Source organism: Rhodoferax mekongensis, from assembly GCF_032191775.1.
Classification (GTDB): domain Bacteria; phylum Pseudomonadota; class Gammaproteobacteria; order Burkholderiales; family Burkholderiaceae_C; genus Allorhodoferax; species Allorhodoferax mekongensis.
Genome location: NZ_CP132507.1, coordinates 2,268,501 through 2,287,186 on the forward strand (window position 1 = coordinate 2,268,501; position 18,686 = coordinate 2,287,186).

An 18,686-nucleotide genomic window follows, 5' to 3' on the forward strand; every position below is an offset into this window, starting at 1 on the left:
GTTATCCGAGGTTGGGTTGGGGGGCCGGTGGCTCCGAGTAGGTCAGCGTACCGGTGTCGTTCAGGGGCACCCAGAATGAAAACCGGCAGCCCACAACGTCATCTCCATTGTAGATGTTCTCCGCGGTCATTCGCCCCAGGTGGGACTCGACGATGGACCGGCACAAGGATAGCCCTATCCCCATGCCGTCTGCCTTGGTGGAATAGAACGCTTCATATAGGCGGGCCATGACTTCAGGCGCCAGTCCCTTGCCGGTGTCCTGCACGGAAAACTCCACAACCGGCTTATCGTCAATGCGCTTGGGCAATACACGCAGCTCCACGATGCGGTCCGAAGTTTGACGCAGCGCGGAGTCTATGGATTCGGCCGCGTTGCGCAGCAGGTTGACCAGCACCTGTTCAATCAGTATGGGGTCCACCATGACCTGAGGAATACGGGCTGCGACGTAGTGGTTCAGGCGCACGTTGAAGCGCCGCAACTCGATTTCAGCCAACTCCACTGCTTCGGCCACCATGGTGGACACCTCGGATGGTGTTCGGTTTGGCTCGCTACGCTTCACAAAGCTGCGGATGCGCTGAATGATCTGCCCCGCGCGCTGTGCCTGCTTGGCAGTCTTCTCCAGGGCAATCAGCAAATCCGGCTCTGTGATCTGCTTATCCTTGATACGCGAGACCATGCCGTTGCAATAGTTGTTGATGGCCGTGAGCGGCTGGTTCAACTCATGCGCCACGCTCGAGGCCATTTCGCCCATGGTGATGAGTCGGCTGGCAGTTTGGGCGCGCTCTGCTTGGGTGGCGGCCTGCTCTTCGGCAAGGCGACGGGTGGTGATGTCGGTGGCAATCACCATTTGGGCCAAGCGGCCGTCCACCCAGCTCAGGTAACGGGTGCGCACTTCGAGCCACTTGCCTAACGCCTCAATAAAGATTTCTGCACTTTCAGGATCGCTGTCAGGCAAGGTAGTGGTCGGCAGACCTGCGAAGGAGTCGACGCTGTCATCCGAGTCGTCGTTGGTCGGGCTGTTGGGCATGCCGGCCTCCGCCACCAGTTGCAGGTGTCCGCCGGCTTGTACGCCGAACCACTGCCGGTAGAGTTTGTTGGCAAACAGCAGTTCGTCGCTGCCCAAAGGGGCCACGGAGATGGACGCGTCCAGTGCCTCCAGCACGGTGGTGAATCGCTGGTGCGAGGCGGTTAGCTGTTCCCGCACGCGGTTGGGCTCGGTGATGTCCGTCATCGAGGTGACCCAACCGGTCTGGGTCCCCATGGCGTCAATCAGCGGAGATACATACAAGCGGGCATCGAACAGGCTTCCGTCTTTTCGCTTCACGCGCACCTGTATCCCGCCGGGGGTTGCGTTCCCGGTCAGCTCCTCCTCCAGTCTGGCAGCCACGTGTTCACGTTCGCTGTCAGGCCAATAGGGGAAAGGGGCTGTTCGCCCCACCAGGTCGGACTCTGTCCAGCCGGTCATCTGGCAGAAGGCTGCATTTACGTAGGTAATGCGACCCTGCAAGTCCATGGCCCGCATCCCCGTGAGCATGGAGTTTTCCATGGCGCGGCGGAAGTTGGTTTCCGACATGAGTGCCTGCTGGGCTTGCAGGCGTCTGCGGGTATGTCGCCAATTGGCTATCAACATCCATGCGGTCATCACGCTCAAAGTGCTCACCAGCCAAAACAGGCCGCTACCAATCACGCCCAATGATGCACGGTAAGCCTGGGCGCGAATGACCAGACCCGAGCCGACCGGCGAGACGGGCATGGAGTATTCATTCCCCGGGTTGGCCCAAGGCAAAAAACGGCTGACCAGCTTGCGTCCGGGGATGCTGGTGCCCGCCAGCAAACGCCCGGTGGAGTCCTGCAGCGAAATCGCATAGCGGGCGGATACCTCTGACGGTACGCCATATCTATAGAGCCCGTCTATGGAGTATTCGGTAATCAGCACGCCCGAGAAGCGGCCCTTGTTGTTCAAGGGAATGAACATTTGCAACAGAGGCGCCTCATCCTTTGCCAACGGGGGTTGGACGTACAGCAGCTGGTTCAGCTGGCGGGTGAGGGCGTAGCCGGTATCGCGATCTTGTTTGAGAAGTACATCCCCGGGTATGTAGTAAGGCCCTATGGTGTTGGCTCCCATGCCCTGGCTCGCTCGGGTACGCTTTTTCTCATCCACCCACGCCATGGCCTGAACTTCGGGGTACTGATCCAGCAGGTTGGCGGCGCGGGCTTTGAAATCGTTGGCGTCTATCTCCCGATTGGCCAGTTCACGAGCAATACGGGTGATCTGTTCCTGGCGCTCCAGCAACCGAAGGCGAAGGCGTTGCTGGGTGTACTCGACGTCGCGCTGCACGGCCTCCTGTTCGCGGTCCATTTCCTCCAGCCGGAGGTAACCCAAGGCCGCCACGATGGCGGCAAAAAACAATAACACCGCAGCGAGTGGGGCCAACATGGCTACCCGGTCCTGGCGGTGCGGGGTCAGCCGGTGCCACCAGCGTTTGGCGCCATCCACCGTCGGAATAGCCAGCGGCTTGGGCAGAGAGATCACTTTGTAAAAAGGCATTGCCCGAGTGTAGAGGAGGGGCCGGTGGCGGACTGTTTCCAAGTGCTGCAAAGCAGCATAAATATTTCACTATACAAAATCAATAAGCATGATTTGAAATTTCAATTTAAATATGAGAAACTAGGCGTACCGCACTAAATTACGCCAAAGCAAACAGGAGACTTCGATGGCAGCAGTTCCCCAGAATCCCTTGGGCACGTCCGACATGGACAGCCAGGAAACCCGCGAATGGATGGACGCGCTCAGCGCTGTCATCGAGGCCGAGGGCCCCGAGCGCGCGCACTTTCTGCTGGAGCAACTGCTCGAGCACGCACGCCAGAAGAGCATTGACATGCCTTTCTCGGCCACTACTGGCTATGTAAATACCATTGAGCCCCAGGACGAAGAGCGTTCCCCCGGCAACCTCGAAATTGAAGAACGCCTGCGCGCCTATATGCGCTGGAATGCCATGGCCATGGTCGTGAAGGCCAACCGCCACAACCCCGCAGATGGTGGGGACTTGGGTGGTCACATCGGTTCCTTTGCCTCCTTGGCCAGCCTGTTTGGCGCCGGTTTCAACCACTTCTGGCACGCCGAGAGTGAAAACCATGGTGGCGACTGCCTCTACATCCAGGGTCACGTGTCCCCAGGCGTGTATGCACGCGCCTACCTGGAAGGTCGCCTGACCGAAGAGCAGTTGTTGCACTTCCGTCAGGAGGTGGACGGCAAGGGCTTGTCCAGCTACCCGCACCCCAAGCTGATGCCCGAGTTCTGGCAGTTCCCCACCGTGTCCATGGGCTTGGGCCCGTTGATGGCGATCTACCAGGCCCGTTTCCTCAAATACCTGCACGCCCGCGGCATTGCCAACACCGAAAACCGCAAGGTCTGGGTGTTCTGCGGCGACGGCGAAATGGACGAAGTCGAATCCCTGGGCGCCATCGGCCTGGCTGCCCGTGAAGGCTTGGACAACCTGATCTTCGTGATCAACTGCAACCTGCAGCGCTTGGACGGCCCGGTGCGCGGCAACGGCAAGATCATCCAAGAGCTGGAAGGTGAATTCCGCGGTGCGGGATGGAACGTGATCAAGCTGCTGTGGGGCTCCGGCTGGGACCCCTTGCTGGCACGCGACAAAGATGGCGCGCTCAAGAAAATCATGATGGAAACCCTGGACGGCGACTACCAGGCCATGAAGGCCAACGACGGTGCCTACGTCCGCAAGCATTTCTTCGGCAAAGACCCCCGCACCCTGGAGATGGTCTCCAAGATGTCGGACGAAGAAATCTTCGACCTGCGCCGTGGCGGCCACGATTCCAAGAAGGTCTACGCAGCGTTCCACAAAGCCGTGAACCACAAGGGCGAGCCCACTGTCTTGTTGATCAAGACCGTCAAGGGCTTCGGCATGGGCAAGGCCGGTGAAGGCAAGAACACCGTGCACCAGACCAAGAAGCTGACCGACGAAGACATCAAGGCCTTCCGCGACCGCTTCAACATTCCTGTGCCAGACAGCGAGTTGCCCAAGGTGCCGTTCTACAAGCCCGCAGACGACACCCCGGAAATGAAGTACCTGCACGAGCGCCGCAAGGCCTTGGGTGGCTACCTGCCACACCGCCGCACCAAGGCGGACGAAAGCTTCACTGTGCCGTCCCTGGAAACCTTCAAGGCTGTGATCGAACCCACTGCCGAAGGCCGTGAGATTTCCACCACCCAAGCCTATGTGCGTTTCCTGACACAGTTGCTGCGCGACCAGGCCTTGGGCCCACGCGTGGTGCCGATTCTGGTGGACGAGGCCCGCACCTTCGGTATGGAAGGTCTGTTCCGCCAAGTGGGTATTTACAACCCCGCGGGCCAGCAGTACACCCCGGTCGATAAAGACCAAGTCATGTACTACAAGGAAGACAAGGCTGGCCAGATCCTGCAGGAAGGTATCAACGAAGCTGGCGGCATGAGCAGCTGGATTGCCGCTGCCACCAGTTACTCCACCAGCAACCGCATCATGGTGCCGTTCTACGTGTACTACTCCATGTTTGGCTTCCAGCGCATTGGCGACCTGGCCTGGGCGGCGGGCGACATGCAAGCCCGCGGCTTCCTGCTGGGTGGCACCTCTGGCCGGACCACGCTCAACGGCGAAGGCCTGCAGCACGAAGACGGTCACAGCCATATCCTTGCCAACACCATCCCCAACTGCGTGAGCTACGACCCGACCTTTGCGCACGAAGTGGCTGTCATCATGCATGACGGTTTGAAGCGCATGGTCGAGAAGCAGGAAAACGTCTTTTACTACCTGACGCTGCTGAACGAAAACTATGCGATGCCCGGGCTGAAGGCCGGTACCGAAGAGCAGATCATCAAGGGCATGTACCTCTGCAAGGAAGGTCCCGCGCTCACCAAGAAGGCACCCCGCGTGCAACTCCTGGGCTCCGGCACCATCCTGCGCGAGAGCTTTGCGGCGCAAGAACTGCTGGAAAAAGACTGGGGCATTGGCGCTGACGTGTGGAGCTGCCCAAGCTTCAACGAACTGACCCGCGACGGTCAGGACGCAGACCGCTGGAACCTGCTGCACCCGCTGGAGACACCGCGCGTACCTTTCGTGGCCGAGCAACTGAACAAGTCCACCGGCCCCGTGATCGCGTCTACCGACTACATGAAGGCCTACGCCGAGCAAATCCGTCCGTTCGTGCCCAAGGGCCGCACGTACAAGGTGCTGGGTACCGACGGCTTTGGCCGTTCCGACTTCCGCAGCAAGCTGCGTGAGCACTTCGAGGTGAACCGCCACTACATCGTGGTCGCCGCCCTGAAGGCGCTGAGCGAAGACGGTACCGTGCCCGTGGCCAAGGTGGCAGAAGCCATCGCCAAGTACGGCATCAACGCTGACAAAGTGAACCCCCTGTACGCCTAAGCACTCCGGAGACAACAACATGGCATTGGTAGAAGTAAAAGTCCCGGACATCGGTGACTTCGACGAAGTCGCGGTCATTGAGCTGCTGGTCAAAGTGGGCGACACCGTGAAAGTGGAGCAAAGCCTGATCACTGTGGAGTCTGATAAGGCTTCCATGGAGATTCCTTCCAGCACCGCCGGTGTGGTCAAGGAAATCAAGGTTGCCTTGGGCGATAAGGTCAAAGAAGGCTCGGTGGTCGTGATGGTGGAAGCCGTTGGTGCTGCTTCAGCGCCCGTTGCAGAGGCAAATGCGACGCCAGCGCCCGCAGCATCTGCGCCAGTAGCTCCTGTTTCTGTAGCAGCTCCGGTGGCAGCGCCTTCTGTGTCCGGCCCGGTGGAAGTGCGCGTGCCCGATATTGGCGACTTCAAGGACGTGGCTGTCATCGAACTGCTGGTCAAGGTCGGCGACACCGTCAAGGTGGAACAGAGCCTGATTACCGTGGAGAGCGACAAGGCTTCCATGGAGATTCCTTCCAGCACCGCCGGTGTGGTCAAGGAAATCAAGGTCAAGCTGGGTGACACCGTGAACATCGGTGACTTGGTGGTGATTCTGGAGGGCGTGGCGGGTGCCGCAGCCGCTCCTGCTGCGGCACCCGCAGCGGTTGCCGCCGCGCCGGCAGCTCCCGCCGCAGCCTCGGCACCTGTAGCTAGTGCTGTGGCAGCGCCTGCCGCTGTGGCTGTGCCGGCGCACCTGCCCGGTGGCACCACTCTCGGCTTGCCCCACGCATCGCCCTCCGTGCGCAAGTTCGCCCGCGAACTGGGCGTGCCTTTGAACGAAGTCAAGGGTTCCGGCCCCAAAGGACGTATCACCGAAGCGGACGTGCAAGGCTTCACCCGTTCTGTGATGAGCGGTGCGGTGCAAACCGCAGCCATTGCGGCGCAAGCCAAGGCTTCCGGCAGCAACGACGGCGCCGGCCTGGGCCTGATTCCTTGGCCCAAGGTGGATTTTGCCAAGTTCGGTCCGATTGAGCGCAAGGAGCTGTCCCGCATCAAGAAGATCAGCGGTGCAAACCTGCTGCGCAACGCGATCATGATCCCGGCCGTCACCAACCACGACGACGCCGACATCACCGACCTCGAAGCGTTCCGCGTGGCGACCAACAAAGAAAACGAGAAGTCCGGCATCAAGGTCACCATGCTGGCTTTCCTGATCAAGGCCTGCGTGTCCGCGCTCAAGAAGTTCCCCGAGTTCAACAGCTCGCTGGACGGCGACGCGCTGATCTACAAGAACTACTACCACATCGGCTTTGCGGCCGACACGCCTAACGGCCTGGTGGTACCCGTGATCAAGGACGCAGACAAGAAAGGCATCTTCCAGATCAGCCAGGAAATGTCGGAGCTGGCCAAGAAGGCCCGCGACGGCAAGCTGGGCCCTGCCGACATGAGCGGCGCAACCTTCACCATCTCTTCGCTGGGTGGTATCGGTGGCCGTTATTTCACGCCCATCATCAACGCGCCTGAAGTCGCCATCCTCGGCGTCTGCAAGAGCCAGATGGAACCGGTGTGGGACGGCAAGGCCTTCCAGCCACGCCTGATGCTGCCCTTGTCGCTGACCTGGGACCACCGCGTGATCGACGGCGCCGCTGCGGCGCGCTTCAACGTGTACCTGGGCCAGATCCTGGGTGACTTCCGCCGCGTGCTGCTCTAAGACAGGAACCTGAATATGGCAATCGTAGAAATCAAGGTTCCGGACATCGGAGACTTCGACGAAGTCGCGGTCATCGAGCTGCTAGTCAAAGTCGGCGACACCATCAAGCCTGAGCAAAGCCTGATCACCGTGGAGTCCGACAAGGCCTCCATGGAAATTCCGTCCAGCGCCGGTGGTGTGGTTACCGAACTCAAAGTCAAGCTGGGCGACAAGGTCAAAGAAGGCTCTGTGGTCGTGTTGCTGGAAGCTGCAGGTGCGGCTTCTGAAGCAAAACCGGCTGCAGCGCCCGCCGCATCTGCGCCAGCAGCTCCTGTTTCTGTAGCAGCCCCGGCGGCTCCGGCCCCAGTGGCCAGCAGCTTCGGCGGCAGTGCCGATCTGGAGTGCGACGTGGTCGTCATCGGTGGCGGCCCCGGCGGTTACTCCGCGGCCTTTCGCGCGGCAGACTTGGGCCTGAAAGTCATTGTGGTGGAGCGTTACGCCACTCTGGGTGGCGTGTGCCTGAACGTGGGTTGCATTCCCTCCAAAGCCTTGCTGCACGTGGCGGCCGTCATGGACGAAGTCAGCCACATGGCGGACTTGGGTGTGGACTTCGGTGCGCCCGTGGTCAACATCGACAAGCTGCGCGGCCACAAAGAAAAGGTCATTGGCAAGCTGACCGGCGGTTTGGCTGCCATGGCCAAGATGCGCAAGGTCACGACCGTGCGCGGCTATGGCAACTTCGTCGGTGCCAACCACCTCGAAGTGGAAGAAACCAGCGGCACTGCGCAAGAGAAGACCGGTACCAAGAAGGTCATTGCCTTTAAGCGCGCCATCATCGCGGCCGGCTCGCAAGCCGTGCGTTTGCCGTTCATGCCTAACGACCCACGCGTCGTGGACTCCACCGGCGCCCTGGCGCTCAAGGAAGTCCCCAAGCGGATGTTGATCCTTGGTGGTGGCATCATCGGCTTGGAGATGGGCACCGTTTACAGCACGCTGGGCGCCCGCCTGGACGTGGTGGAAATGATGGACGGTCTGATGCAAGGCGCTGATCGCGACCTGGTCAAGATCTGGCAGAAGATGAATGCCAAGCGCTTCGACAACATCATGCTCAAGACCAAGACCGTGTCCGCACGCGCCTTGCCTGAAGGCATTGAGGTGACGTTTGCGCCGGCGGAAGAGGGCGGCACCGCCCCCGCACCGCAGGTGTACGACCTGGTGCTCCAAGCCGTGGGCCGCACGCCCAACGGCAAGAAGATCAGCGCCGAGAAGGCCGGTGTTGCTGTGACGGATCGTGGCTTCATCAACGTCGACATCCAGATGCGCACCAACGTGCCGCACATCTTCGCTATCGGCGACATCGTGGGCCAGCCCATGTTGGCGCACAAGGCGGTGCATGAAGCCCACGTGGCCGCTGAAGTAATCGCCGGTGAACTGCAAGGCAACAAAGAATTGGCTGCTGCGGCGTTCAACGCCCGCGTCATCCCCAGCGTGGCCTACACCGACCCCGAAGTGGCTTGGGTTGGCCTCACCGAAGACCAAGCCAAGGCCCAAGGCATCAAGGTCAAGAAGGGCTTGTTCCCCTGGACCGCATCCGGCCGCGCGATTGCCAATGGCCGCGACGAAGGCGTTACCAAACTCCTGTTTGATGACTCTCCGGAAGCACACGGCCACGGCAAGATCCTGGGCGGCGGCATGGTCGGCACGCATGCGGGCGACATGATCGGCGAGATCGCCTTGGCGATTGAGATGGGCGCAGACGCGGTGGACATCGGCAAGACCATCCACCCCCACCCCACGCTGGGCGAAAGCATCGGCATGGCGGCGGAGATTGCGCACGGCAGCTGCACGGATGTGCCGCCGGCGAAGAAGTAAGCAATTGCCGCAAGGGGCTACGTTTGACGTAGCCCTTTTTCTTTTAGGTGCACCGACAAAAAATTGCTTGGTGTCAATCGCTAACGCTATGTGTGAACTCCAGACTGTCGAAGGATTATGGGCCCCTATTCGCTGGCCTTCCCCCGTTTCAATAAACACCTGTCAGGGTTGAAATTGAAAGGGGGAACGATTCATGAAGAGGGTGAGATACCCAGCCGAATTCGAGGCTGAACGGTCAAACAAGTGACCGAGCGTGGTCTCGGTGTAGTTGATGTGGCCAGCCATTTCGACCAGCTGAGCCCGATGGACTTCGAGCAACTTCGAACTGGAAGTTGAAATCTGTCTACAGAAGCGGGGGAAGTCCAAACGGTTGCAAATGGATATTCCCAGCCGCAAAGTGATAAACCTGTTGGGGCCGGCCGCAGAGCGCGCTCTACCCATACCACGGCACTAGACCACCAGTACTTTATTGCACACAAACTGGGGCGCTAGGGAAAGTCCTAGCCCGGCTTTGCAGATTGAATACAAATCTGTGAACAGAACGTATAGGCGCCCTGCGCTGCTGCGGCCTAACCTTCGATGCACTGTGTCGGAGGATATAAGCGCAATGCAGAAGAGACGTTGTTGGAATTTGCGGCCGCTTGCCGCGCTGGGCCTGTGCGCCTGGGCCCTAGGGGCCCAGGCGGTAGACATCACCGTGGCCACGGTGAACAACCGGCAGATGATCGAGATGCAAAAGCTCAGCACGCATTTCGAGAAGGCCAACCCCGATATCCGCGTGAAGTGGACCACGATGGAAGAGGCCGACCTGCGCCAGCGCGTGAGTGCGGACGTGACCAACAAGGGCGGCCATTTTGATGTGGTGACCATCGGCATGTACGAGACGCCCATCTGGGCCGCCAAGGGCTGGCTGCGCGAAATCATGCCCACCGACGCCTACAACGTGAAGGACCTGATCCCCACCGTTCGCGACGGACTCTCGTACAACAAACGCCTGTACGCCGCGCCCTTCTATGGCGAAGGTTCCATGACCATGTACCGCAGCGATCTGTTCGAGAAAGCGGGTATCAGCATTAACAACCGGCCCACTTGGGAGCAGATTCGCGACGCGGCAGCCAAGATACATAACCCGGCTGCGGGCATCTACGGCATCTGCCTACGCGGGCGGGCCGGCTGGGGCGACAACATGGCCCTGCTCAGCACCATGGTCAACACCTTCGGCGGCCAATGGTTCGACATGGGCTGGCGCCCGCAGATCCAGAGTAGCCCCTGGAAGGACGCGATCAGCTTTTACGTCCAGCTGCTCACCAAATACGGCCCGCCCAACGCGATGGCCAACAGCTTTAACGAAAACCTGGACTTGTTTGCCCAGGGCAAGTGCGGCATTTGGGTAGACGCCACTAGCGCCGGCGGCGCACTGATTGATCCCAAGTTCAGCAAAGTGGCCCACCTGACCGCCTTCTCACTGGCCCCGACCGCCGTTACCAACAAAGGCGCGGGCTGGCTCTGGGCCTGGGCACTGGCGATTCCCGCCAGCAGCAAGAACGCTGACGCCGCCCAGCGCTTTGTGCAATGGGCGACGTCCGAACCCTACTTGCGCTTGGTGGCGGACACCAATGGCTGGGCGGCCATGCCATCGGGCACCCGCCTGTCTACCTACCAGCGCTCCGAATTCATCAAGACCGCGCGCTTTGCCATGACGGAGGCCATTGCCATGGTCACCGCCAACCCGCGCGATGCCACCGAAGGTAAAGCACCCTATGTGGGCGTGCAGTTTGTCGCTATCCCTGAGTTCCAGGACATCGGCGAACTTACCGGCGCAGAAATACGCGATGCCTTGGCTGGCAAGCAGACCGTGGACCAGGCCCTGCAGAAAGCGCAGACCCGGATCGAGCAAGTCATGCGTGTCGCGGGGTACATCAAATGAAAAAAGTGCCATGGACCGTGGGTCGGCAACTGGGTGCGGCGTTTGGCGTGATCGTGGTGCTGGTGCTGCTGCTGGCCCTCACGGCTTGGAGTCGCATTGCCGCCATGAATCGCGACTTTGATGCGCTGGTGGACCAGACCTTGCCCGCCCTCACCGCGCTCAGCGATGTGAACGACCGGCTGCAGGTGGTGCGCACGGCCGAGCTGAGCCACTTGGCTGCGCTGACTATGCCTGCCAAGGACCGCGAGGAGGCTTCCGTAAAAGCGACGGTGAAATCGTTGGACGAGGCGCTGGTGCGTTACAGGGCTGCTGCTGCCAACCTGTCGGACGAGAACAGCAATGCCGCGCTGGCCGCCGCTATATCGCAGTTCCACGCAGCACGCAGCACCTTTTTGCAAATGTCCAACTCGGCGGCGGGCGCCGAGTCCGAACGCGCGGTAGAGGCCAGCGACTATTTCACCGGCCCGAGCCAACAGGCTTACAAAGGTGCGTATGACGCGGTGCAAACGCAATGGAAGATGCACTTGGACCAGGCGGACGCTGCCAAGGCGGCGGGTCGGGTTTCGGCCGTCAAGGCCAACACCATGCTGCTGGCGGTGACGGTGGTGTGCGCCGGGCTGTCGGTGATGCTGGCAGTGTTCATCACCCGCGCGCTTTTGCGCCAGCTGGGGGGGCAACCGGCCTATGTGGCGCAGCTGGCCCGCACCATTGCCGATGCCAACTTGGCATCCCCCGTAGCCGTGCGCTCGGGCGATACTGACAGTGTGGTGGCCGCCATGGCCCGCATGCAGGAGTCGCTCACCCGCATCGTGCACGCCGTACGCCAAGGGGCCGACAGCGTGGCCATTGCCAGCGCAGAAATCGCCCAAGGCAACCACGACCTGAGCAGTCGTACCGAACACCAAGCCAGCGCGCTGGAGGAAACCGCCTCCAGCATGGAAGACCTCAACGCCAAGGTACGACAGAACGCTCTGAGCGCCGGCCACGCCAACCAACTGGCGTTGAATGCATCTACCGTAGCCGTACAAGGCGGTAACGTGGTGAGTCAGGTGGTGCAGACCATGAAGGGCATCAACGAAGCCTCACGCAAGATTGAGGACATCATCCAGGTCATCGATGGCATCGCTTTTCAGACCAATATCCTCGCGCTGAACGCGGCGGTGGAAGCAGCTCGCGCTGGCGAGCAGGGCCGCGGTTTTGCGGTGGTGGCCAGTGAGGTGCGAAGCCTGGCTGGGCGCAGTGCTGAAGCGGCCAAGGAGATCAAGCAGCTCATCGGCACCAGCGTGCAACGGGTGGAACAAGGCTGCGCCCTGGTAGACCAGGCCGGCCACACCATGACCGAGGTGGTCGCCGCCATTCGCAAGGTGACCGACATCGTGGGCGAGATCAGCACGGCCAGCTCGGACCAGAGCGCCGGTGTGTCGCAGATTGGTGAGGCCGTGAACGAGATGGACCAAGTCACCCAGCAGAACGCAGCCCTGGTGGAAGAGATGGCCGCGGCGGCCAGCAGTCTGCAATCACAGGCCAGCGCGCTGGTGCGCGTGGTGGCGGTCTTCCAGACTGCGGGGGAATCTGGCGACACCTCAGACGCAGTGTTGTCACTATCAAAACAGGAGCTACTCGCGCAAGAAGCATAGGGTCTAGAGGCCTACTTGGCTGAAATTCTCATGGTACGCTGCTGGGGTTAGGTGGCACAAGCATCCGCCACAAACTCTCGCTTCAGGCGCATCCCATGCTGCGTCAGTTGGCATCATCGGCCTGGAAATGGGCACTGTCTACAGCACGCGCCTTGCCCAAGGGCATCGAAGTGACGTTTGCGCCAGCAGAAGAGGGTGGCACCGCCCCCGCACCGCAGGTGACCGACCGTGGCTTCATCAATGTCGATATTCAGATGCGCACCAACGTGCCGCACATCTTCGCTATCGGCGACATCGTGGGCCAGCCCATGCTGGCGCACAAGGCGGTGCATGAAGCCCACGTGGCCGCTGAAGTGATTGCCGGTGAACTGCAAGGCAACAAGGAACTGGCAGTAGCGGCATTCAACGCCCGTGAGATCCCCGGCGTGGCCTACACCGACCCCGAAGTGGCTTGGGTTGGCCTCACCGAAGACCAAGCCAAGGCCCAAGGCATCAAGGTCAAGAAGGGCTTGTTCCCCTGGACCGCATCCGGCCGCGCGATTGCCAATGGCCGCGACGAAGGCGTTACCAAACTCCTGTTTGATGACTCCCCCGAAGCACACGGCCACGGCAAGATCCTGGGCGGCGGCATGGTCGGCACGCATGCGGGCGACATGATCGGCGAGATCGCTCTGGCGATTGAGATGGGCGCAGACGCGGTGGACATCGGCAAGACCATCCACCCCCACCCCACGCTGGGCGAAAGCATCGGCATGGCGGCGGAGATTGCGCACGGCAGCTGCAAGGATGTGCCGCCGGCCGAGAAATAAGTAAAGCTTAGTCAGCAATAGGAAAAGCCCGAACCGGGAACGGTTCGGGCTTTTTTTCTGCCTGTTTCGACTGAAGAACCTCGGACGGGTCATGGCCTGTCCGGGGCTCCATTGATAGTCGCGAGGTCTTTGCCTTACCGGCGGCTGTCCTCGGCGAAGATGTCCTTGTCTTTGTTCTCTGGAACAAACAGCAGGCCAATCACCACGGTCATGCCGGCCACCACCACGGGGTACCACAAGCCGTAGTAGGGGTCACCGGTTTGCGCGATCATGGCAAACGCGGTTGCTGGCATCAATCCACCAAACCAGCCATTGCCGATGTGATACGGCAATGACATGCCCGTATACCGGATGCGGGTGGGGAACAGCTCTACAAGGGCAGCAGCAATCGGGCCGTACACCATGGTGACCAACAGCACGAGGTAGGTGAGGATCATCACCAGCGGGAACACTTGGGCATTGAAGATGTCAAAGAAGCCTTCCATCTTGAGAATGCCTGGTGCTGGCTTGCCGGGCACAGGGTAGCCCGCGGCGGCTAATGCTTCGTTCACCGACTTTGCAAAGGCAGCAGGCGTGGCCTTGACGTCATCGCCAGTGAGCTTGGCGATTTCATAGCCCACCACTTCAGCAGTACCGATTTGCACCTTGGCCGGAATCGCTCCAGCGGTGTACTGCACCGAGTAGTTCACGGAACTGCGGGCGAGCAGCGCCTTGGTCACATCGCAAGAGCTGGTGAACTTGGCAGTGCCGGTCGGGTTGAACTGGAACGAGCAGTCGTTGGGGTCGGCGATGATGGTCACCTTGGTGTTCTGCTGCGCAGCATGCAATGCCGGATTGGCGATTTGAGTGATAGTTTTGAACACCGGGAAGTAGGTCACGATGGCCAGGAAGCAACCCGCCAGAATGATTTTCTTGCGGCCGATTTTGTCGGACAGCGAACCGAAGATCACAAACCCGGCTGTACCCAGAATCAGTGACCAGGCGATCAGCACGTTGGCGGTAAACATGTCAATCCGCAAAATGGTTTGCAGGAAGAACAAGGCATAGAACTGGCCGGTGTACCAGACCACGGCCTGACCTGCGACTAAACCGAACAAGGCGATCAGCGCAAACTTGCCGTTGCTCCACTGACCGAAAGCTTCGGCAATGGGTGCTTTGGAGCTGGTTCCTTCTGCTTTCATTTTCTTGAACGCAGGCGACTCCTCCATCTGCAAGCGGATCCATACCGAGATACCCAGCAGGAAGATCGACAGCAGGAATGGAATACGCCAGCCCCACTCGGCGAATTCTTTTTCGCCAACAATAGTGCGCACCGTGAGGATCACCATCAGGGACAGCAGAAGGCCCAAGGTAGCGGTAGTCTGAATCCAGCTGGTGAAGAAGCCACGACGTCCGGGTGGAGCATGCTCGGCGACATACACCACAGCACCGCCGTACTCACCACCCAAAGCAAGGCCCTGCAGCATGCGCAGCAGGATCAGGATGACCGGCGCGGCCCAGCCGATGGTGTTGTAGCCCGGCAGCAAGCCGACCACAAAGGTCGAGATCCCCATGATCAAAATCGTCATGAGGAAGGTTTGCTTGCGCCCGATCATGTCACCCAATCGGCCGAAGAACAGTGCGCCGAAGGGGCGCACCAGAAAGCCGGCGGCAAATGCCAACAAGGCAAACACGTTGCGTGTGGCTTCCGGGAAGGAAGAAAAAAACTGGGCCCCGATGATCGCTGCAAGCGAGCCATAGAGGTAGAAGTCGTACCACTCAAAAATGGTTCCAGCTGAAGACGCGAGGATGACGCGTTTCTCTTCGCGCGTCATGGGCCGCTTGCGGTCTTCAATCGAAGCGGCACTGGCAGGGCTGATGCTCATGGGGAGTCTCCGTTTTGTTTAGTTAGGGCGGTTCTCAGCATCCACGGCGATGCCATGGACGGCCGCAGTGTCAAAACCGCCTCTGACGGATTTCTTACTCCCCCACGAAGGTTAAGGCTTGGAAAAAGTGGGGCTTTTTTCTGGCGATTTTTGGGGTACGCCGCCGCTCGGAAACTTCAATGACGAGAGGCTATTCGCTCTTTCTGGCTGCGCGCCAGCTGCGCCAACGACTCGCCAGTTGCAAGCCCAGACCGCCACCCAAGCCCAACAAAACCATACCCACCAATGCGTTGTTGCCAAACCCTCCCGCGAAGGCGTCAAACCCCATGGATTGACCTAGCCACAAACCCAATTGGGCACCTGCTACAAATCCGACGGCATCCGAGATACCGATCAACAACGCAGAGTCTTTCATAGCGATTCAGGTAAGAGTGAAGGGCCGGATTGTGCATTCGGTCTGGAAAAAAACGTAGCGCACGTAAGGTCGGAACCCCACGCCTAGCTAGGGCATCTGCAGGGCTCTGTTGCCGGGTAGTGCCTGTCTCCAGCAGGACTCGGCAAGGGTTTGTCTCAAGGTCATATGTCTAAGGCCAGTGCAACATTTCCCTTTTTCGCGTGATCGCGCGTTCCGGGAGTTTTCTTTTGGCCTTTAAGAAAATGGTGCTCGGCACCTTGGTAGTTCTGGGGGTGGCCGGCGTGTGCGCTTGGTTCAGTCTCGACAAGGAAACCCGCGGGTTGTTGGCGACGGTGCCGATCAACCGCGATCTGCTGTTCTGGTCTCAATCCCAAAGGGATGCCGCCTTTCGTGCATTGGACCGGCTGCCTTTTCTCGCCGAGTCGCGCGTGGTGTCCGCTGGCGGTACACCATCTGCTTTACCCGCGGGTGCGCCACTGAAACTCACAAGCAATGTCGACGCCTACATGGCCGGCCAGCGCAGTGCTGCGCTCTTGGTCTTGCAAGACGGTAAGTTGCGCCTCGAGCGTTATGGCCTGGGCTTTGATGCGGCAGGGCGTTGGACCAGCTTTTCGGTGGCCAAGTCGTTTACTTCCACCTTGGTCGGCGCCGCAGTGAAGGACGGCTTCATCAAGAGCCTCGACGACAAAGTCAGCCTCTACATTCCGGACCTCAGAGGCTCGGCTTACGATGCGGTGAGCGTGCGCCAATTGCTCACCATGACCTCCGGCGTAAAGTGGAACGAAGATTATTCTGACCCGCAGTCGGATGTCGCAAAGTTCAACAACCACAAGCCTGAGGAAGGCGTGGATGCGTTGGTGAGCTACATGCGCAAGCTCCCGCGTGATGTGCCAGCGGGAACCCGTTGGCTCTACAGCACTGGCGAGACCAATCTGGTCGGCACCCTTGTGCAGCAAGCTACTGGCAAGCCCTTGGCCACCTATCTGGCCGAAAAAGTGTGGGGGCCGGCAGGTATGGAGCAGCAAGGCACCTGGATATTGAGCAAAACCGGTCAGGAAATCGGGGGCTGCTGCATCCAGGCGTCGCCACGGGATTACGCCCGTATGGGCCAATACATTTTGAGTGGCGCCATGGCAGGTGGCAAAAGAATCGTGCCCGATGGCTGGTGGGCGGATGCCACTACCAAGCGCACAGACATCGGCCAAGCAGGCCGTGGGTATGGCTACCAATGGTGGACTTATGACGACGGCAGTTTTTCTGCTCGCGGCATTTTCGGGCAAGGCATTTTCATCGACCCCAAGCGCAAGTTGGTCATCGTGTCCAACGCCAACTGGGCAGGGGGTGCGCGTGACCCAGAGGCATCCAACGCGCGTGAGGCCTTCTACCGGGAGGTACAAAAGGCCGTTGACGATGAAGGTGCAGCGCCCGGCAAATAATTTTTTGCGGGGTGCACCGCTCACGATTTCCCCAAGAAGCCCAGGAGTGATGACATGGCTACTATCGATCCCAGCCGCGAGAGTTTCAGCCAGCTCTTTGTGAAGACTGCGCCGGACAAACCAGTCACCATGCTGAACCTGCTGCGCTTCAAAGAGCAGGCCGAATACACCCCTGAGTGCAAGGAGACGCCATGCACCGGGCGTGAGGCTTATGCACGCTATACGGCGAATGCCCTGAAAGCGCTCGTTCACCACCGATCCGCCGGGCTGGCAGATGCCCGACTGATTGCTATGCAGCAGTAGTTGTTTTCCCGTTCTGGGGTGCCGACAAAGCGACTCCTAAGTTGCCGCACGGTGTGCCATACTGCAAAAAAAGCAACCATTGGAGCATGCAGTGCAAGGGCACAAAGCTGTGGTTTGGACAGGATCGGCCTTCGCTGCCGCTGGACTGGCTTGCTTCTTCGTTTTTTCTTGGCATGACGGTGCCTCCAAGCCACTGGCCATCGAGGTGGCACTCCTTGTTGGCTTGCTGTGTGGGGTGCTTACTTTTCTCGTGTTGCGCTTGCGGGATGTGAATGAGTCGTCCCGGAAGTTGGGCCTCATTGCCGCAATGAATGTCCAAGTCAACCGGGACATCCTGCTCAATGAAGATCTGGGGCTGATTTACGCCAATATTCTTGGCTACCTGTTCCGGATTTTCAATGAAGCAACAACCGGTTCGATACTCAAGCTGGGCGACGATGGGCACCTGACCTTTGTTGCATCCAAAGGCTTCTCCGACGAGTTTGTGGGCAAATTCAGACTCCGGTTGGAAGACAGCTTTTTGTACCAGGTAACGCAAGGTAACTTCAAGGAAGCGCGCTTGATCACAGCCACAGATTTTGAGGACGTGGCCACCGTCATCAAGCCCGACGATTGGAGGTACCAATCGGTCATCAGTGCGCCGATTTTTGTCGGTGATCGCTTGTTCGGTTTGTTGAATCTGGACTCGTCGATTGCGAGTACCTACGACCAAAAAGACCTTGAAATTGTGGAGCGCTTTCGCGCACAGATTGAGGTGGTGCTATTGGCCAGAGAACGCTATTCGGCCAACATCAAGCGCTATCAGGTGGATGCACTGAGTGGCCTGGCGACCCGCCATTATTTTGAAGATCAGTTGGCTGTGGCCTTGGAGCGTGCTGCGCGATACCAAGAGCGTGTGGTGATCGGTCTTTTTGATGTGGATGGTCTGAAGCAAGTCAACGATACGCAGGGTCATTTGGCAGGCGATCAATTGATCGCCCACTTTGCGCAGGTGTTGCGCAAGTCAGCCCGCAATTCCGACATCGTGGGTCGCCTGGGCGGGGATGAGTTCGTCGCTTGTTATCCAATGGCCAAGGCTACAGCGATAGAGCGCACCATCCAGGAGATTCGCAAGCAGTTGCGCCTGAACCCGATACTGACCGGGGGTGGGGCCCTATTGGTGCCCGAATTCAGCTTTGGTCTCGCCAGTTTTCCGGAGGACGGAAGCACTGTCGAAGCATTGTTGGGTCTTGCAGACCAAAGAATGTATGCCATGAAGCAGGCTGCACATTAAGCAAACCGTGCGGCATCGGACCGACGGAACGCTAGTCGCGGGCTGAGCCGACCTAGGGCC

Annotated in this window: 11 protein-coding genes and 1 pseudogene; 9 read left to right on the forward strand and 3 right to left on the reverse strand. The window is 59.7% G+C overall.

The window, feature by feature from the left end; genetic code table 11:
* Position 1: 1 nt before the first annotated feature.
* Entirely contained in the window at positions 2-2,548 is a 2,547-nt protein-coding gene (locus RAN89_RS10950; RefSeq protein WP_313866341.1) for a PAS domain-containing sensor histidine kinase, read from the reverse strand.
* A 166-nt stretch (positions 2,549-2,714) separates the two neighbouring features.
* On the opposite strand from RAN89_RS10950, the gene aceE reads away from it, so the two are divergent.
* The 6 genes and pseudogenes from aceE to RAN89_RS10980 all read left to right on the forward strand — a co-directional run.
* On the forward strand, positions 2,715-5,423 hold the full coding sequence (aceE, locus tag RAN89_RS10955; protein ID WP_313866342.1) for a pyruvate dehydrogenase (acetyl-transferring), homodimeric type: 2,709 nt from the start codon (positions 2,715-2,717) through the stop codon (positions 5,421-5,423).
* A 19-nt stretch (positions 5,424-5,442) separates the two neighbouring features.
* A complete protein-coding gene (aceF, locus tag RAN89_RS10960) occupies positions 5,443-7,110 on the forward strand; it encodes a dihydrolipoyllysine-residue acetyltransferase (protein WP_313866343.1) in 1,668 nt (555 codons plus the stop codon).
* Between the two features lie 15 nt (positions 7,111-7,125).
* Positions 7,126-8,961: a dihydrolipoyl dehydrogenase gene (gene lpdA, locus RAN89_RS10965; RefSeq protein ID WP_313866344.1), complete on the forward strand. Its 1,836-nt coding sequence runs from the start codon at positions 7,126-7,128 to the stop codon at positions 8,959-8,961.
* Positions 8,962-9,568: 607 nt separating this feature from the next.
* Positions 9,569-10,888: an ABC transporter substrate-binding protein gene (locus tag RAN89_RS10970; protein ID WP_313866345.1), complete on the forward strand. Its 1,320-nt coding sequence runs from the start codon at positions 9,569-9,571 to the stop codon at positions 10,886-10,888.
* Positions 10,885-12,525 (forward strand): methyl-accepting chemotaxis protein, encoded by a 1,641-nt coding sequence (locus tag RAN89_RS10975; protein WP_313866346.1) that lies wholly within the window; start codon positions 10,885-10,887, stop codon positions 12,523-12,525. Before RAN89_RS10970 ends, RAN89_RS10975 begins: the two co-directional genes overlap by 4 nt.
* Before the next feature lie 143 nt (positions 12,526-12,668).
* A pseudogene (locus tag RAN89_RS10980) lies at positions 12,669-13,334 on the forward strand (FAD-dependent oxidoreductase); the annotation flags it as partial.
* Positions 13,335-13,468: 134 nt separating this feature from the next.
* On the opposite strand, the gene RAN89_RS10985 reads toward RAN89_RS10980, so the two are convergent.
* Both RAN89_RS10985 and RAN89_RS10990 read right to left on the reverse strand, forming a co-directional pair.
* Entirely contained in the window at positions 13,469-15,199 is a 1,731-nt protein-coding gene (locus RAN89_RS10985) for an MFS transporter (protein ID WP_313866347.1), read from the reverse strand.
* Positions 15,200-15,389: 190 nt separating this feature from the next.
* On the reverse strand, positions 15,390-15,614 hold the full coding sequence (locus tag RAN89_RS10990) for a hypothetical protein (RefSeq protein ID WP_313866348.1): 225 nt from the start codon (positions 15,612-15,614) through the stop codon (positions 15,390-15,392).
* Between the two features lie 227 nt (positions 15,615-15,841).
* Between RAN89_RS10990 and RAN89_RS10995 the strand changes: the two genes are divergently transcribed.
* From RAN89_RS10995 to RAN89_RS11005, 3 genes are all read left to right on the forward strand, one after another.
* On the forward strand, positions 15,842-17,050 hold the full coding sequence (locus tag RAN89_RS10995; protein ID WP_313866349.1) for a serine hydrolase domain-containing protein: 1,209 nt from the start codon (positions 15,842-15,844) through the stop codon (positions 17,048-17,050).
* 54 nt (positions 17,051-17,104) lie between these two features.
* On the forward strand, positions 17,105-17,353 hold the full coding sequence (locus tag RAN89_RS11000; protein WP_313866350.1) for a hypothetical protein: 249 nt from the start codon (positions 17,105-17,107) through the stop codon (positions 17,351-17,353).
* Positions 17,354-17,444: 91 nt separating this feature from the next.
* Positions 17,445-18,626: a GGDEF domain-containing protein gene (locus RAN89_RS11005; protein ID WP_313866351.1), complete on the forward strand. Its 1,182-nt coding sequence runs from the start codon at positions 17,445-17,447 to the stop codon at positions 18,624-18,626.
* The last annotated feature ends 60 nt before the right edge of the window (positions 18,627-18,686 follow it).

Bases quoted from the DNA above. Each gene is read 5' to 3' on its own strand.
- RAN89_RS10990 (WP_313866348.1), bottom strand. From the start codon at position 15,614: ATGAAAGACTCTGCGTTGTTGATCGGTATCTCGGATGCCGTCGGATTT.
- RAN89_RS10970 (WP_313866345.1), top strand. From the start codon at position 9,569: ATGCAGAAGAGACGTTGTTGGAATTTGCGGCCGCTTGCCGCGCTGGGC.
- lpdA (WP_313866344.1), top strand. From the start codon at position 7,126: ATGGCAATCGTAGAAATCAAGGTTCCGGACATCGGAGACTTCGACGAA.
- RAN89_RS11000 (WP_313866350.1), top strand. From the start codon at position 17,105: ATGGCTACTATCGATCCCAGCCGCGAGAGTTTCAGCCAGCTCTTTGTG.
- aceF (WP_313866343.1), top strand. From the start codon at position 5,443: ATGGCATTGGTAGAAGTAAAAGTCCCGGACATCGGTGACTTCGACGAA.
- aceE (WP_313866342.1), top strand. From the start codon at position 2,715: ATGGCAGCAGTTCCCCAGAATCCCTTGGGCACGTCCGACATGGACAGC.
- RAN89_RS10975 (WP_313866346.1), top strand. From the start codon at position 10,885: ATGAAAAAAGTGCCATGGACCGTGGGTCGGCAACTGGGTGCGGCGTTT.
- RAN89_RS10950 (WP_313866341.1), bottom strand. From the start codon at position 2,548: ATGCCTTTTTACAAAGTGATCTCTCTGCCCAAGCCGCTGGCTATTCCG.
- RAN89_RS10985 (WP_313866347.1), bottom strand. From the start codon at position 15,199: ATGAGCATCAGCCCTGCCAGTGCCGCTTCGATTGAAGACCGCAAGCGG.